General features: G+C 71.3%; 14 protein-coding genes. 8 read left to right on the top strand and 6 right to left on the bottom strand.

The features are described 5' to 3' along the window. Positions 1-61 precede the first annotated feature (61 nt). Together QI554_RS36310 and QI554_RS36305 are read left to right on the top strand one after the other, a co-directional pair. Positions 62-568, top strand: coding sequence for an Ntn hydrolase family protein (locus QI554_RS36310; RefSeq protein WP_281476504.1), 507 nt, complete (start codon positions 62-64; stop codon positions 566-568). A gap of 11 nt (positions 569-579) precedes the next feature. Next, positions 580-987 carry a hypothetical protein gene (locus QI554_RS36305; protein WP_281476502.1) on the top strand — a complete coding sequence of 136 codons (408 nt, stop codon included), beginning with the start codon at positions 580-582 and terminating at the stop codon, positions 985-987. Between the two features lie 83 nt (positions 988-1,070). Here the strand turns inward: QI554_RS36305 and QI554_RS36300 are convergent, their stop codons facing one another. The 4 genes from QI554_RS36300 to QI554_RS36285 form a co-directional block, all read right to left on the bottom strand. Beyond that, complete coding sequence (locus QI554_RS36300) at positions 1,071-1,841, bottom strand: Mut7-C RNAse domain-containing protein (RefSeq protein WP_281476501.1); 771 nt, start codon at positions 1,839-1,841, stop codon at positions 1,071-1,073. Positions 1,842-1,853: 12 nt separating this feature from the next. Then, positions 1,854-3,368, bottom strand: coding sequence for an MFS transporter (locus QI554_RS36295; RefSeq protein WP_281476500.1), 1,515 nt, complete (start codon positions 3,366-3,368; stop codon positions 1,854-1,856). Positions 3,369-3,414: 46 nt separating this feature from the next. After that, positions 3,415-3,894, bottom strand: a complete 480-nt coding sequence (locus QI554_RS36290; RefSeq protein WP_281476499.1) for a nuclear transport factor 2 family protein — start codon at positions 3,892-3,894, stop codon at positions 3,415-3,417. 131 nt (positions 3,895-4,025) lie between these two features. Continuing rightward, the gene (locus QI554_RS36285; protein WP_281476498.1) at positions 4,026-4,721 is read right to left on the bottom strand and encodes a spermidine synthase family protein; all 696 of its coding nucleotides are present in this window, start codon (positions 4,719-4,721) and stop codon (positions 4,026-4,028) included. A 347-nt stretch (positions 4,722-5,068) separates the two neighbouring features. Between QI554_RS36285 and QI554_RS36280 the strand changes: the two genes are divergently transcribed. The 4 genes from QI554_RS36280 to QI554_RS36265 all read left to right on the top strand — a co-directional run bounded on the left by QI554_RS36280 (position 5,069) and on the right by QI554_RS36265 (position 10,855). Continuing rightward, on the top strand, positions 5,069-6,439 hold the full coding sequence (locus tag QI554_RS36280) for an ABC transporter substrate-binding protein (protein WP_281476528.1): 1,371 nt from the start codon (positions 5,069-5,071) through the stop codon (positions 6,437-6,439). A gap of 114 nt (positions 6,440-6,553) precedes the next feature. Next, on the top strand, positions 6,554-8,749 hold the full coding sequence (locus QI554_RS36275; RefSeq protein ID WP_281476496.1) for an ABC transporter permease: 2,196 nt from the start codon (positions 6,554-6,556) through the stop codon (positions 8,747-8,749). Beyond that, positions 8,739-9,488, top strand: coding sequence for an ABC transporter ATP-binding protein (locus tag QI554_RS36270; RefSeq protein ID WP_281476494.1), 750 nt, complete (start codon positions 8,739-8,741; stop codon positions 9,486-9,488). Before QI554_RS36275 ends, QI554_RS36270 begins: the two co-directional genes overlap by 11 nt. Further along, the gene (locus QI554_RS36265) at positions 9,485-10,855 is read left to right on the top strand and encodes an ABC transporter ATP-binding protein (RefSeq protein ID WP_281476492.1); all 1,371 of its coding nucleotides are present in this window, start codon (positions 9,485-9,487) and stop codon (positions 10,853-10,855) included. Before QI554_RS36270 ends, QI554_RS36265 begins: the two co-directional genes overlap by 4 nt. Before the next feature lie 127 nt (positions 10,856-10,982). Here QI554_RS36265 and QI554_RS36260 read toward each other — a convergent pair whose 3' ends face one another. Then, the gene (locus QI554_RS36260; protein WP_281476490.1) at positions 10,983-12,188 is read right to left on the bottom strand and encodes an RNA-guided endonuclease InsQ/TnpB family protein; all 1,206 of its coding nucleotides are present in this window, start codon (positions 12,186-12,188) and stop codon (positions 10,983-10,985) included. A gap of 152 nt (positions 12,189-12,340) precedes the next feature. Here QI554_RS36260 and QI554_RS36255 point away from each other — a divergent pair, with 152 nt between their 5' ends. After that, entirely contained in the window at positions 12,341-12,499 is a 159-nt protein-coding gene (locus QI554_RS36255; RefSeq protein WP_281476489.1) for a hypothetical protein, read from the top strand. 58 nt (positions 12,500-12,557) lie between these two features. Here QI554_RS36255 and QI554_RS36250 read toward each other — a convergent pair whose 3' ends face one another. Next, complete coding sequence (locus tag QI554_RS36250) at positions 12,558-12,824, bottom strand: hypothetical protein (protein WP_281476488.1); 267 nt, start codon at positions 12,822-12,824, stop codon at positions 12,558-12,560. 302 nt (positions 12,825-13,126) lie between these two features. Between QI554_RS36250 and QI554_RS36245 the strand changes: the two genes are divergently transcribed. Next, on the top strand, positions 13,127-14,887 hold the full coding sequence (locus QI554_RS36245) for a glycosyl hydrolase family 18 protein (RefSeq protein ID WP_281476526.1): 1,761 nt from the start codon (positions 13,127-13,129) through the stop codon (positions 14,885-14,887). Positions 14,888-14,898: the final 11 nt, after the last annotated feature.

Below are 14,898 nucleotides of genomic sequence, written 5' to 3'. Positions count from 1 at the left end.
CCCGGCAACCGGGGTGGGGTAGACCTGTGTTCGAGTGGGGTGGATCTGGGATCCTGCGGGTGTGACGGTGATAGCGGGCAAGATCGTCGAAGAGCGGATCGTCATCGCGGCGGACTCGCAGGTGACGTGGGGGCAGGCCAGGACCGAGGGCACCAAGCTGTACAAGATCGGCGAGGCGCTGGTGTTCGGCGGGTCGGGGCATCTGCGGGACGTCAACCTGATGCGGTTGTTCCTGGATACGCACATGCCGGCCTCGTCCGAGGAGAGGGATGTGCTCGAGTTCTACGCCGAGTACGTCGAGTGGGCGAAGCGGAAGATGAGCGGCTTCGAGGCGAACTCGTCGTTCCTGTTCGGGTTCGACGGGAAACTGTTCGAGATCGACTCGGACTTCGATGTCACCTACGCTGAGTTCGCCGCGATCGGTTCCGGCTGGGAGTACGCGCGGGCAGCGCTGCACCTGGGCCATGCGCCGAGCGAGGCCGTGCAGGTCGCCTGCGACCTGACGATCTTCTGCGCACCGCCGGTCACGGAGTTCAGCATTCCGCGGAACCCCCCGACCCCGACGTGAGGTCCACGGCCGTGAAGGAAGTCCCGCGCCCGCGCACCGAGTCCGCGCTTCCGGCGTCGTCGCCGTTCGACTGCTGGGTGGGTGTCCCCAAGCCGTTGCGCAAGCACCACGAGCTGGTCGGAGCCGAACGCGCGTTCGCGCTCGCGGACTGGGTCGAGGACGTCGGCGCGATGAACCTGGCCAGCGAACTGCTGCGCACCCGCGACGTGCTGGCCGAGGTGCTGCGGCTGCTGCGGCAGCGGGGCGTGGACCCGGTGGCCGAGTTCGAGCGGATGCGGATGGCGGCGGAACAGCCCGCGGACGGGGACGCGGAAGGGGAGAGCGAGGGCGGGGTGGTCGCGGTTCCGGAGGAGGCTCCGCCGCCTCGCGTGCCCGTGCAGGGGAGTGGTGAGGCGACTCGGGTGGCCGGAAGCGACTGATCCGGCTCCGAGGGTCCGACCCTCCGCCTTCAGACCTCCTGGCTTCCGGCCCCGAGGCTTCCCGCCCCGGGGCCGGGCGCGGGTCACCCCGCGGCCGCCACCGTGCGCAGTGCCGTGTCCACGATCTCGTCCAGGTGCCCGCCGTGGGAGCCGTGCCAGTACACGCGTGAGCAGTCGGCGCAGCGCGCGAACGACTCGAAGGCGGCGAGGGTGCCGGGCTCGACGTCGGCGGTCACCGACTCCTTCGGGACCGGCCGCAGTTCGCCGTTGCACGAGGTGCAGCGCGTCCAGGGCGCGAGCGACGGGGCGAAGCGGCGGAGCAGGTCGTCGAGTTGGGCGTCGGAGCGGGTGCCGCGCACGTAGGCGCCGAACCACAGGTTGCGGCGGCGCAGCAGGCCGCGGTCCTGGGTGAGCAGCACGCGGCGTTCGGCGTTGGCCTGTTCGACGAGGACCGGGTCGTCGCAGTCGTTGTGGTACGCGGTGTCCAGGCCGACGAGCCGCATGCGCCGGGCCAGCGCGCCGAGGTGGACGTCGAGCAGGAACCGCAGCTCGGGCTCGGGCACCGCCTGAGGCCTGGCGACCGCGTAGACCTCGACGTCCTCGCCTCCGGCGGGCCGGAACGACACGGGTGCCTCGACCCCGTCGACCACCAGGCGCCCGACCTCGGGCAGCGGCACACCGGCCGACTCGACGAGGTGGCCGAGCGTCGAGTCGTCGGCGACGGCGGCGGTCACGCGGCCGTCGCGCAGCTTCGGGGGCAGGAACAGGTGCAGGTCGTCGGCGAGCCTGAGGGTCAGCGTGGGGGAGGGGTGCTCCGACGACGAGGAGTCGGATCCGGACGTTCCTAGGGCCATAGGGAAAGCATGTCACCGGGCCGCGCGGGGGGCTCCTGCTTTTCCCGGGGCGGCGGGCCCGGCCGTCGGCACCGCGAGCGCGATCACGGCGCTGACCAGGCAGCCGAGCGCGAGCATGCCGAAGCAGATCTGGTACGCGGTCAGGCTCGGGGCGGCACGCGTGGCTCCCGGCGCGGCGGGCAGCGTGACGGCGGTCAGCACCGCGCCGAGCACCGCCGCCCCGACCGCGCCGCCGATGGTGCGCATGACCGCGTTCATGCCGTTCGCGACGCCGGTCATGCCGGACGGCACGTTGGCGTTGACGGTGGCCGGCATCGCCGCGAACGCCAGGCCGAGGCCGAAGCCGAAGACCGTGAACACCGCGGAGAACGCCCATATGTGCCCGGTGAGCGGCAGCAGCGCGGCGAAGCTGACCGCGCTCAGCGCGGGCCCGCCGACCAGGGCGGGCTTGGGGCCGTACCGGTTGATCATCCGTCCGGCGACGGGCGCGGCGGCGAGGTTGCCGAGCGCGCCGGGCAGCATGTACAGCGACGCGGCGAGCACGGTGGTGCCGAAGCCGTAGCCGCGCGTCGCGGGGGCCTGGAGGAACGGCGCGAACAGCAGGCCCGAGCCGTACATCGCCATGCCGGTGAGCATTCCGGACAGTCCCGCGAGCAGGACCGGGCGGCGCGTCATGACCCGCAGGTCGACCAGCGGCTCGGGGCAGCGCAGGGCCCACCACACCCAGACGGCGAACAGCGCGGCGGCGAGGGCGAATCCGCCGCCGACGACCGGGGCTCCCCAGCCGACCTTGCTGCCCTGGCTGACGGCCACCAGCAGCGCCGCCAGCCAGCCGGACAGCGTGAGCGCGCCGACGAGGTCGACGCGGCCCGGCCGGCGCCGCACGCTGTCGGGGACGATCGCCCACACCAGGGCGATGGACACCGCGGACACCGCGGCCGACAGCCAGAACAACAGGTGGTAGTCGGCGCGGTCGGCGATCAGCCCGGTCATGACCGAGCCGAACGTCGAGCCGACGCTGATGGTCGCGCCGATCACCGCGATGCTGCCGGCCGTGCGGTGCCGGGGGAACTCGTCCCGCACCACGCTGAGCGCGAGCGGCACCACGCCGCCGCCGAGGCCCTGCAGGACGCGCGCGGCGACCAGCATCGTGAACGACGTGGTCAGCGCCGCGAGTACGGACCCGGCCAGCACCGCCCCGAGCGAGACCAGCAGGTAGCGCTTCTTGCCGCGCAGGTCGCCGAGCCGCCCGATGAGCGGGGTGGCGACGGCGGCCGCGAGCAGGTTGCCGGTGAGCACCCAGGCGATCGCCGAGCTGGAGACGCCGAGGCGGCCCTGCAGCTTGGGCAGGATCGGCGTGACGACGGTCTGCATCACGGCGATCGACGTCGCGGCGAACGCCAGGGCGGTGAGGATCAGGGTGGGGCCGCGGCGGGCCGGTTCGGCGTCCGTGGAGGACGTGACGGGGGAGGCGGTGGTCGCGGCCGGGTGCGGCGCGTCGGCGGGGTGCGTGGTGTCCGTGCTCACGTGATCGGTTCGCGTCGGGTCCGGTGGTCGGGCGGGGGCTCGGACGTCAGGACGGGATCGTCAGCGGCCGGTCCTCGACCCAGTCGCAGTGCAGCGTGCGGGTCGCGATGCGCCAACCCTCGGGCGTGCGCGCATAGGTGTCGACGTACCGGATCGCCATGACGCGGTCGCGGCGCACGCCGGCCTCGTCCTCGTAGATGTGGTGCGCCGTGCAGTACGTCTCGGCCTCCGCGCGGTCGCCGTCGATCGTGGCGAGCTGGTTCGCGACCAGGTGCTGCGTGGCGATGTAGCGGTCGAGGCCGGCCATGGCGGCGGCGATCTGCTCGCGGCCGGTGCGGGTGATGGGCGCGGCGCCGGGGTCGCGGTGCACGGTCAGGCTGCCGTCGGGCAGGAACATCGAGGCGACCAGCTCGGGCTTGCGCCGGTCGGCGCCGTGCGCGTACGTCTCCACGAGGTCGCGCAGGGCGAGCCGGTCGGCCAGGTAAGCAGTGCCCGTCGCTTTGTCCGCCGCCATGTCCGCCGCCATGTCCGTGTCCGTCCCCTCGCCCGCGCCGCTTCCGTCATCGCATGCTGACATGGGTCGGTGGACTCACACAAGTTTTCCCTGACAGTGTGTCAGACGTCGCTTCTCGCCCTGTGACCTGCGGAAACGCTGCCTTAACAGGCGAGAAACACCACGTCGGGAACGCCTCTCGGTACGCGCACGGGAACCTCTTCCACCCGCACCTCCGCGAACACCTCGCCGAGCGCCCGCTCGAACGCCGGGCTCGCCGCCGCGCTCCACACCGCCAGGACCCCGCCCGGCGCCAGCTTGCCGCGCAGCGCGCGCAGACCGGACGGGCCGTACAGCGCGCGGTTGCCCTCGGTGACGGTCCAGTCCGGGCCGTTGTCGACGTCCAGGCACAGCGCGTCGTACGCCGCCTCGTCGCCCGGTCCGAACGCCCAGTCCAGCAGGTCGTCGTGACGAACCGTCACATCAGGGGAGCGGAGCGCGTGCCCGGAGAACGGCGCGAGCGGCCCGCGCTGCCAGGCGATCACCGGCTCCTCCCGCTCGACGACCGTCACCGCGCCGACCGCCGGATGCGCCACCGCGGCGCCGAGCGAGAAGCCGACCCCGAGGCCGCCGATCAGCAGCCGAAGGCCCGTACGGCCGCCTGGTCCTGACGCCGCGTCAGCCGCCGCGTCCACCAGTAGCCGCTCCGAGGCCCCGTCGCGCGTGTCCATGAGGAACACGCCGTTGCTGATGATCTCGTAGTGGCCGCCAGAGCACCGCAGCACCAACTCGCCGTTCCCCGTCGACACCCGATCGATGACCTCGATTGTCGCTGTGTCGTCATCTCGCTTCACAGGCATGTCGTCGTCCTTCCCCGAGACGCGCCGTTCCCATGCCGATCCGTTATCTGACCGGCCCTTTTGACCGCCGGACGGCTCTTGCACCCTGATGGGGTCGCCGTTAATGTCCCGGCCATCGCTCCATGGTCCATTGTCTGATGGCAGTTCCGGGCCATCGCCGCTCCCGCCCCGTCCGATCGTGGGGCCGAGGCCAGCAGGTAGCCAGGTCAGCACCACTGCACGACCGCACCACAAGCGCGACGAAATGCCGACCAGGACACCTTGCGTCCGGTCAGCGGACCCAAGTGTCGGGAGGGCTGATGGCGTCACTATCCGCTAGGCGGAGGACGCGGCGTTGGACGGTGGCCATGGTGGTGCCGCTGCTCTTCGTCGCGGCCTGCAGCCGTTCGGGCGCGGACCGGATCGCGGAGGGCAACGTGGGCGGCGGCGGGGGCGGCAACCAGCCCGCGGCCGCGCCCAAGGGCATGCCGGCCGGCGGCGACTTCGGCGACCTCAAGGGCCTGTGCGGCCCGCGCCCCGCGGACTGGAAGCCGTCGGGGAACCAGTCGCGCGGCGTGACCGACAACGAGATCGCGGTCACCACCATGGGCGACCCGGGCAACCAGATGCAGCCGGGGCTCGGCCAGGAGTTCTTCGACATGGCCGACGCGTTCAGCAAGTGGTGCAACGACGCCGGCGGCATCAACGGCCGCAAGATCAAGGTGAACAAGCGCGACGGCATGCTGATGGACGCCGCCAGCAAGATCAACGAGGCGTGCCAGTCCGACTTCATGCTGGTCGGCGGCGGCAACCCGATCGACAACGCCACCGTCGAACCGCGCCTGGACTGCAAGCTCGGTGCCATCCCCGGCTACGTCGTCACCACCGCCGCGGTCAACGCGCCGCTCCAGGTGCAGCCCGGCGGCATCCCCGCCAACGAGGGCCCGGTCGGCGCGTACAAGGCGCTGTTCGAGAAGTTCCCCGACGCCAAGGGCAAGGTCGGCATCCTCGGCCAGAACTTCGGCGACCTCGCGGTCGTCGCCGACCGCTACGCGGACGCCATCGGCAAGGCCGGCGGCACCGTCGTCGCGAAGCAGCTCGCCGCCCCGATGGGCCAGGACTGGCGGTCCGTCGTCGAGGCGCTCAAGGCCGCCGACGTGCAGATCCTGGTCAGCGCCGGGGTGTTCGCGGTGAACGCGACGTCGCTGGTGCAGGAGATGAACAACGCCGGGTGGGCGCCCAAGGCGATCCTGTCCGACCAATCGGCCTACAACAACTTCAACATCCAGACCGCCAAGGACGTGAACTTCCCCGACCTGTACGTCTACACGACGTTCTGGCCGCAGGAGATCGCCGACCAGAACCCGGCGGCCAAGCTCGCGCTCGACCTGTACCACACCAAGAACAAGAACGGCCGGATGGTCTACTTCAACTACGCGGGCCTCAACGCGTGGCTGCTGTGGGCCGCGGCGGCCAAGGACTGCGGCGCGGACCTGACCGTCGACTGCGTCCTGGACAAGGCCAAGCGCAAGGCGTGGACGGGCGGCGGGCTGTTCGCGCCGAACGACGTCGGCCCCCTGAACGAGATGCACGCGAACCCGTGCTTCGTCCTGGTCAAACTCGACAAGGACAAGGGCTTCCCGCCCGACCTGGAGACGACCAAGCCCAACGGGGCGCCGGGCTCGATCTTCAACTGCTCCCCGGACAACACGGTGATGCTCGACCAGAGCTACACCTGATCCGCGCATCCGGCCCCGGGCGTCCGCCCGGGGCCGGACCCGCGGACATCCCTCGACCGATCAGGCGCGGTCCGACCGGCACGGCACCGCCGGCCACGGCCCCACGGAGGGCACGTGCAAGAGTTCATCACTTTCGTCATCATCGGCCTTGCCACCGGGGGCATCTACGCGATCACCGCGGGCGGTCTGACACTCACGTACACGACCACCGGCATCTTCAACTTCGCCCACGGCGCGACCGGCATGTTCTCGGCGTTCCTGTACTGGCAGTTCGAACACGCCTGGGGATGGCCGGTGTGGCTGGCGCTGCCGGTCGTCCTGCTCGGGTTCGCCCCGCTGTTCGGCATCGCGCTGCACCTGGTGATCATGCGCCGCCTCGAAGGCGCGTCGCAGGCCACCAAGCTCATGGTCACGGTCGCCATCCTGCTGTCCCTGGTCGCCGCCGACCTGTGGATCTGGGACCCGTCGGTCAACCGCACCGTGCTGCCGTTCTACGCCGGGCACGTGTGGAAGGTCGGCGGCGTCAACCTCGCCTACGCCGACCTGATCACGCTCGGCGTCGCGCTGGCCGTCGCCGTCGCGCTGTGGATCCTGCTGACCCGCACGCGGATCGGCGTCGCCATGCGCGCCACCGTCGACGACCGCTCGCTGGCCGTCCTCAACGGCTCGCGCCCCGAGGCGTCCGGCATGCTCGCGTGGGCGATCGGCACCAGCCTGGCGGCCCTCGCCGGCATCCTGGTCGCGCCGAAGCTGTCGCTGAGCCCGCTGCCGCTGACCCTGCTGATCGTCAACGCGTACGCGGCGGCGGTCATCGGCCGGCTGCGCAGCCTGCCGATGACGTTCGTCGGCGCCATGGTCATCGGCGTGGCGGGCGCGCTGGCCACCAACTACGTGCCCAAGTGGGATGCCGGCTACCCGTACCTCGCCGGGTTCATCGGCAGCGTCCCCGTGGTGGTGCTGTTCATCGCGCTGCTGCTCATGCCGCAGTCCCAGCTGCGCGGCCACGCCAGCACGCGGACGCGCGAGTTCTCCCGCAAACCCACCTGGACCGGCGGCGCGATGTTCGCGGCCGCGGTGGTGTTCGGCGGCATCGTCGCGTCCCGCACGCTGAGCGACAACGACGTCTTCTCCAGCACCAAGATGTGGGGCCTCGGCATCATCGGCCTGTCGATGATCCCGCTCATCGGATACGCCGGACAGCTGTCGCTGGCCCAGCTCGGCTTCGCCGGCATCGGTGCCATCACCGTCGCCCACCTCGGGCGGGAGGGGCAGCCGATCGCCTTGCTGTGGGCGGCGCTGATCTGCGCCGCGGTCGGCGCGGTGGTCGCGCTGCCCGCGCTGCGCCTCTCCGGCATCTACCTCGCGCTCGCCACAGCGGCGTTCGCCGTCGCGCTCGACCGGTGGTTCTTCCTGCTGCCCAAGTGGCACTGGGGCCACCACGAGTACTACGTCTTCAAGAGCGGCAGCCTGCAGATCAAGCGGTTCGACCTGCCCGGCGTCGACATCACCGGCGACCGCGCCTACTTCGTGTTCGGCGCCGTGGCGTTCGCACTGGTCAGCCTGCTTGTGGTGGCCATCCGCCGCGCCGAGTTCGGCAAGCGGCTGCTCGCGCTGAAGGACAGCCCGGCGGCGTGCGCGACGCTCGGCATGAACCACAAGCTGACCACGCTCGCGGTGTTCGCCACGTCGGCGGCGATCGCGGGCGTCGGCGGCGGCATCTACGGCGGCGCGGTCCGCTCGGTGAGCCCGAACAACTTCGAGTTCTTCACCGGTCTCTCGATCCTGATGTCGATGGTCATCGCCGGCCTGACCTCGCCGGGCGCGGCGCTGTTCGCCGGGACGCTGCTGGGCACCCCGCTCATGATCAACCTGTTCCCCGACTGGACGCAGCTGACCACCATCCTCATCGGCCTCAACGGCGTCGCGCTCGGCCGCAACCCGAACGGCATGGTGGCCGCGCAGCTGCGGCCCAAGTGGGATCCGGCCCTGAAACACCCGTTCGTCCTCGCCGGCGGCGCCGCGGTGATCGTCGCGGCGTTCGCGGTGCGCCAGGCGGACCTGGTCGGCAACTGGGTGATGGTCATCGTCATCGCGCTGTCGGTCGTCCTGATCTCGTCCGTGTCGCGCGGCATCGACAACCGCAAGTCCGGTGCCCCGGGCGGGCAGCCGGTGCTGCCCGAGGGCATGACCGCGCCGCCCGAGAAGCTCGGCCTGAGCGTGCCGTTCACCCCTGAGGACATCGAGGCGCTCGACCGCACGCTCGGGCTGCCGCCGCTCACCGCCCTGTCCGGAGGCCGCCATGGGTCTTGAGGTCAACGACGTCACCGTCCGGTTCGGCGGGCACACCGCGCTGGACAACATCAGCCTGCGCGCCCTCAACGGGCAGATCACCGGCCTGATCGGGCCCAACGGCGCCGGCAAGACCACGATGTTCAACGTCATCACCGGGCTGCAGCCGCCCACCCGCGGCAGTGTCACGCTCGACGGCCGGGACATCAGCAAGCTGCCGCCCTACCGGCGCGCGCGGCGCGGCATGGCGCGCACCTTCCAGCGCCTGGAGCTGTTCGGCTCGCTGTCGGTGCGCGAGAACATCCACGTCGCCGCCTCCGAGTTCCGTCGGCGGCACCGCAGCGCGGAACGCGCCGGGCCGACCACCGAGACGCTGGTCGAGCGGCTCGGCCTCACCGCCGTCGCGGACGTCCGCGCCGACCAACTGCCCACCGGGCAGGGCCGCATGGTCGAGCTCGCGCGGGCGCTGGCGTGCCGCCCGCGGGTGCTGCTGCTCGACGAGCCGGCGTCCGGGCAGGACGAGGCGGAGACCGCCGCGTTCTCCCGCGTGCTGCGCGAAGTGGCCGACGACGGCGTCGCGGTGCTGCTCGTCGAGCACGACATGGACCTGGTCATGTCGGTGTGCGACGAACTGCACGTGCTCGACTTCGGCAAGAAGCTCGCCCAGGGCACCTGCGACCAGATCCAGGCCGACCCGGCGGTGCGCGCGGCGTACCTCGGCGAGTCGGACGAGGACACCGAAGCGCTGGGGGGATCGTGACACAGACCCTGGAACTGCCCGTCCCGGGCCCGGCGGTCGCTCCGCCGCTGCTCGAACTGCGCGGCGTCAAGGCGGCGTACGAGCAGGTCGAGGTGCTGCACGGCATCGACCTGGCGGTGCCGGCCGGCACCGTGGTCGCGGTGCTCGGCCCCAACGGCGCCGGCAAGACCACGATGCTCAAGGTCGCGTCCGGGATGCACCCGCCGACCGCGGGCGAACTGTGGCTGGCCGGCCGCAACGTCACCGGCGCGGCGCCCGTCGAGCTGGCCCGCCTGGGACTGTGCAGCATTCCCGAGGGCCGGGGGGTCTTCCCGAATCTGACGGTGTCCGAGAACCTGTGGATGGCCAGCTACCGGGGGGTGTCCCGGGCCGACATCGAGGAACGCGTCTTCCCGATCTTCCCCCGGCTCAAGCAGCGGCGCCGTCAGGCGGCCGGCACGATGTCCGGCGGCGAGCAGCAGATGCTCGCCATGGCCCGGGCCATCGCGACCGACCCCGCGGTGCTGCTCATCGACGAACTGTCGATGGGGCTCGCTCCGCTCGTCGTCGAGCAGCTCTTCGAGATCGTCGCCCGCATCGCCGGGACCGGCGTGACGGTGCTCCTCGTCGAGCAGTTCGCGAAGACCGCACTGGGCGTCGCCGACCTGGCGGCCGTGATGACCGGCGGCCGGATCACCGCGGTGGGCACGCCCGACGCCATCGCCTCGCGGCTGCACAGCGCGTACCTGGGCGGCGGCGACGAGCCACAGGGGGAGCCGACCATGACCGGAACGCCGTCCGACCCGCGCGATCCGGCCGCGCAGGCCGACCCTTCGGAGCCGGACCACAGCACGGTCGTGCTGCCCGTCGGCGCCGACCGCTACACCGCCTATCTCGGCGGCGAACAGGCCCCTCCCGCGCCCGAAAACGACGGCGAGACACGAGGTGAACCCATGAGCACGAACACCGCCGGTGTTCCGCCGACCGTTCCGGCGGGCACCCCTGTCCCCTTCCCCGAACAGCCTCCGGCCCCACCGGCCGGGTCGCGTTCGCACGCGCTGACCCAGGAGGTCGCCGGGCTGCGCGTCAAGACGCCCACGACCACGATGGACACCCAACTGATGTGGTTGGGCGTCCTGTTGATGGTCGGCGGCATCGGTACCGGCATCGGCGCGTACATCATGTCGCACACCACGACGCTGTACCTGACGCAGTACGACGCCATCGTGGCCGGGCTGTTGGGCGTGACCATCTCTATCGCGGGCATGGCGCTGTTCGTGCGCTACTCGCTGTCGTCGTTCCTGCGCTTCTGGCTGGCCCGGCTCATCGCGGCGCAGCAGGGCGTGGGACCGGGTGGTCCGGGCGGAGGAGTCCCGCCGTCCGCCTGACTCCTCCTGGCGGCTGATGCACGGCCGTCTCACCCGGTGCGACGCTGGGTGGGACGGCCGTTGTGGTGTGTGGAGGCAGTGGAGGTTTCTTGACTGCTCCCCTCCCTGAGGGGAAGGGATTCGTGGCTCAGGCTGCCTGGCTGTCCGGCGGACAGCCAGGTCCTATGCCCTCGACACCAGCCGGGTTCAGACCTGCCCGGATCAGCATCACACGGGCGGAGTTCTTGTCCCGGGGGGACGAGGCTCCGCACTCGCTGCAGACGTAGGTTCGCTCGGAAAGGGGGAGTGCGTGCTTGGCTCTCGCTCCGCACCGTGCGCAGTCCATCGTGGTGTGCGCGGGGTTGACGAGACGGATGTCTCGTCCGTGTTTACGGCCCATCTCGATCAGGGCGTTCTTCGTGGCGCCGATCGCGGCGTCGGCGGCCACGCGAGCCATCGACGACTTGGCGAGGAACCTGGGCCGGAAATCCTCGACCGCGACGGCGTCGTGTTCGGCGACGATGCGCTTGGCCCACTTGCGGGCGGTGTCCTGGCGCTGCCGGGCGACCTTGGTGTAGACCTTCGCTGCCTGACGCCCGGCGGCCTTGTAGCCGTTCGATCCGGGTTTGCCCTTCGCGGGTTTGCGGCGCGCCATCATCCGCTGGTAGCGGGCCAGCCGTACGGCCGCTTTGCGGCCGTGTTCCGCCTGCGGAAGGTCGTATGCGTCGTCGGTCGTGGTCGCGGTCTCGCGCACGCCCCAGTCGACCCCGATGACCCGGCCCGTCGCGGGCAGCGGCTCGACCCGGGCGGGGACCACGAACGAGGCGTACCAATGCCCGAGCACATCGCGGTAGACCCGCACACTCGACGGATCGGCGGGCAGATGACGCGACCACACCACCGTCACGACGATCCCGCCTGCCAGGTGCAGCCGTCCGTCCTTGAGGCGGAACCCGCGCCGGGTGTAGTTCAAGGTCGGCGCGGACCCGCGCCGCTTCCTCCACCGAGGCATCCCCGCCCGGCGATGCTGAGGCAGCCGGTCGCGGATGTCCTTGACCGCCTTGGCGCGGGACTTGCCGAAATCCCGGATGGTCTGCTGTTGTGGGACCGAACTCCCTTCGCGCAGCCAGGGAGTGATCGTGCGGGCGTGGGTCAGCATCCGGTCCAGCGCTGCCGGGCCGATGTTCTCGCGGTCCGCGTGGGCCTTCCTCGACCGGGCGACGCACTCGTTCCAGACCCACCGGCACCGCGACCACTCCTCCAACAGCGCCGCCCGCGCGGTCGACGACACACGAAGCCGGTAGGTGTGCCGGGCATGCTGGGACCCCTCCTCGGCGCCCCGCGTCGTCGTCACCCGAGCGACGCTAGCGATCCCCACCGACACTCCCGCCCAAGCGCGGGGCCGACGCTGTGCCACCCGGCAGCGGCTCGGTGTTCCCAGCACGACTCTGCGGGCGACCGCATTCCTCCCCGGCCTGAAGACCGGGGCATCCTCCGGAGGTACAGGTGAGCGAGAACCCCGTGGCCGACGGATCGGCCGAGGCGATCGAGGCGCCGCCCGCGCCCGGGCGCAACCCGCGGGCGTGGCTGCTGGTCGCGGTGCTGGTCACGTTGTTCGCGGTGCTGGCGTACGCGGTGGTGATGGTCGTCCGCATGCTCGCCTGACGTCCGCGTACCTGACGGGAGCGCCCGCCGTCGGGCGCTCAGGCGCGCCCGCGCAGGCTCAGTACTCGTGGTGGTGCATCCGGTAGTGGATCACCAGCAGGTCGACCGCGGCGACGAGGGCCGTGAGCGCCAGCGCCGCGGCGGCGAAGATCCAGATGCCCTGGTGCAGGCTGAATTCGGCCGCCGCCCACGCGCATCCGGCGGCGCCGAGCACGCTCAGGACGAGCGCCCACCACGACATGACGCGGCGCAGCGGCAGGTCGGTGACGGCGTCGACCGGCTCCATGCCGTGGTGCCGGACGCGGCGCCTGTTCGTGATCCCCACATGTGACACCTACCCGGCCCCGGGCCCGCGACGCGGCCCCGGCCGGGTGCTTCCGCGTGCCCGGTCCCTCATTTTTGGTCTGGACCATTGACCGTGTGGTCCAGACCTTTCTACGATCGGCCGCACTGCTTGACGGACGCGTGATGGCCACGCGGGTCCGCCGGACGGAGCAGGGTCCCACCTTCCCGCAAGTCGGACCTCACTCGGGAGCAGTCTTGAGCAGCACACGCGCACGTGCCCACCGCCGGGGCAGGGGCAGGCTCGCCGCCGCCCTGGTGGCCTTGGTCCTCCCCCTCGCGGCCATGGTCGGCCTCCCCGCCAGCGCGTCGGCGGCCACGTCCGCCACCGCCACCTACACCAAGACCCAGGACTGGGGCACCGGGTTCGGCGCCCAGTGGACGATCAAGAACACCGGCACCACGACCCTCACGTCGTGGATCGTCGAGTGGGACTACCCGGCCGGCACCTCGGTGACCGGGTTCTGGGAGGCGACCGTGACCTCCTCCGGCAACCACTGGACCGCCAAGAACGTCGGCTGGAACGGTACCCTCGCCCCCGGCGCGAGCGCCACCTTCGGGTTCAACGGCGCCGGCTCCGGCGCGCCGTCCGGCTGCAAGCTCAACGGCGGCTCCTGCGACGGCGGTTCGCAGCCGACCGACAACCCGCCGTCCGCGCCGGGCCGGCCGTCCGCGGGCAACGTCGGCGACACCGCGCTCACCCTCACGTGGCCGCCCGCCACCGACGACCACGGCGTCACGAACTACGACGTGTCCCGGGACGGCGCCAAGATCGCCACGGTGACCGGCACTTCGTACGACGACAGCGGCCTCGCCAAGGGCAGCACGCACACCTACACGGTCGTCGCGCGCGACACCGCCGGCCAGACCGGTCCGGCGTCCCCGCCGCTCGTCGTCACCACCACCGGAGGCGGGGGCGGCAATCCCGGCGGCGACAAGGTCCGTCTGGGCTACTTCACCGACTGGGGCATCTACCAGCGCAACTACCAGGTGAAGAACATCGTCACCTCGGGCTCGGCGGCCAAGCTCACGCACATCAACTACGCCTTCGGCAACGTCACCGGCGGAGCGTGCCAGATCGGCGACGCCTACGCCGACTACCAGAAGACCTACGACGCGGCCACCAGCGTCGACGGCGTCGCCGACACGTGGGACCAGCCCGTCGCCGGCAACATCAACCAGCTGCGCAAGCTCAAGAAGCAGTACCCGAACCTGAAGATCCTGTGGTCGTTCGGCGGTTGGACGTGGTCCGGCGGCTTCGGACAGGCCGCGGCCAACCCGGCGGCCTTCGCGGACTCCTGCTACAAGCTGGTCGAGGACCCGCGCTGGGCCGACGTGTTCGACGGTATCGACATCGACTGGGAGTACCCCAACGCCTGCGGCCTGTCGTGCGACACCAGCGGCCAGGCGGCGCTGAAGAACCTGCTCGCCGCGCTGCGCGCGAAGTTCGGCTCCGCCGCGCTGGTGACCGCCGCGGTCACCGCCGACGGCTCGGCGGGCGGCAAGATGGACGCGGCGGACTACGCGGGCGCCGCGCAGTATGTCGACTGGTACAACGTGATGTCGTACGACTTCTTCGGCGCGTGGGACAAGACCGGGCCGACCGCCCCGCACTCGCCGCTGACCTCGTACAACGGCATCCCGATCCAGGGCTTCAACACGGACGCCGCGATCCAGAAGTACCTGTCCAAGGGCGTTCCCGCCTCGAAGATCAACCTCGGCATCGGCTTCTACGGACGCGGCTGGACGGGCGTCACGCAGGACGCGCCGGGCGGCACCGCCACCGGGCCCGCGCCCGGCACCTACGAGCAGGGCATCGAGGACTACTACAAGCTCAAGACGCAGTGCCCGGTGACCGGCACCGTCGCCGGCACCGCCTACGCGCACTGCGGCACCAACTGGTGGAGCTACGACACCCCGGCGACCGTCACCGGCAAGATGGCGTACGCCAAGGCGCAGAACCTGCGCGGCGCCTTCTTCTGGGAGTTCAGCGGCGACACCGCCAACGGCGAGCTGATCGCCGCGCTGGACGCCGGCCTCAAGTAGCCCCGCCCGTC

The organism is Yinghuangia seranimata (assembly GCF_029953285.1).
Lineage (GTDB): Bacteria > Actinomycetota > Actinomycetes > Streptomycetales > Streptomycetaceae > Yinghuangia > Yinghuangia seranimata.
The sequence above is the reverse complement of the archived record's forward strand: the minus strand, read 5'-3'. Positions and strand labels throughout refer to the sequence as shown.

Bases quoted from the DNA above. Each gene is read 5' to 3' on its own strand.
- QI554_RS36300 (WP_281476501.1), bottom strand. From the start codon at position 1,841: ATGGCCCTAGGAACGTCCGGATCCGACTCCTCGTCGTCGGAGCACCCC.
- QI554_RS36290 (WP_281476499.1), bottom strand. From the start codon at position 3,894: ATGGCGGCGGACATGGCGGCGGACAAAGCGACGGGCACTGCTTACCTG.
- QI554_RS36280 (WP_281476528.1), top strand. From the start codon at position 5,069: ATGGTGGTGCCGCTGCTCTTCGTCGCGGCCTGCAGCCGTTCGGGCGCG.
- QI554_RS36285 (WP_281476498.1), bottom strand. From the start codon at position 4,721: ATGCCTGTGAAGCGAGATGACGACACAGCGACAATCGAGGTCATCGAT.
- QI554_RS36245 (WP_281476526.1), top strand. From the start codon at position 13,127: ATGGTCGGCCTCCCCGCCAGCGCGTCGGCGGCCACGTCCGCCACCGCC.
- QI554_RS36270 (WP_281476494.1), top strand. From the start codon at position 8,739: ATGGGTCTTGAGGTCAACGACGTCACCGTCCGGTTCGGCGGGCACACC.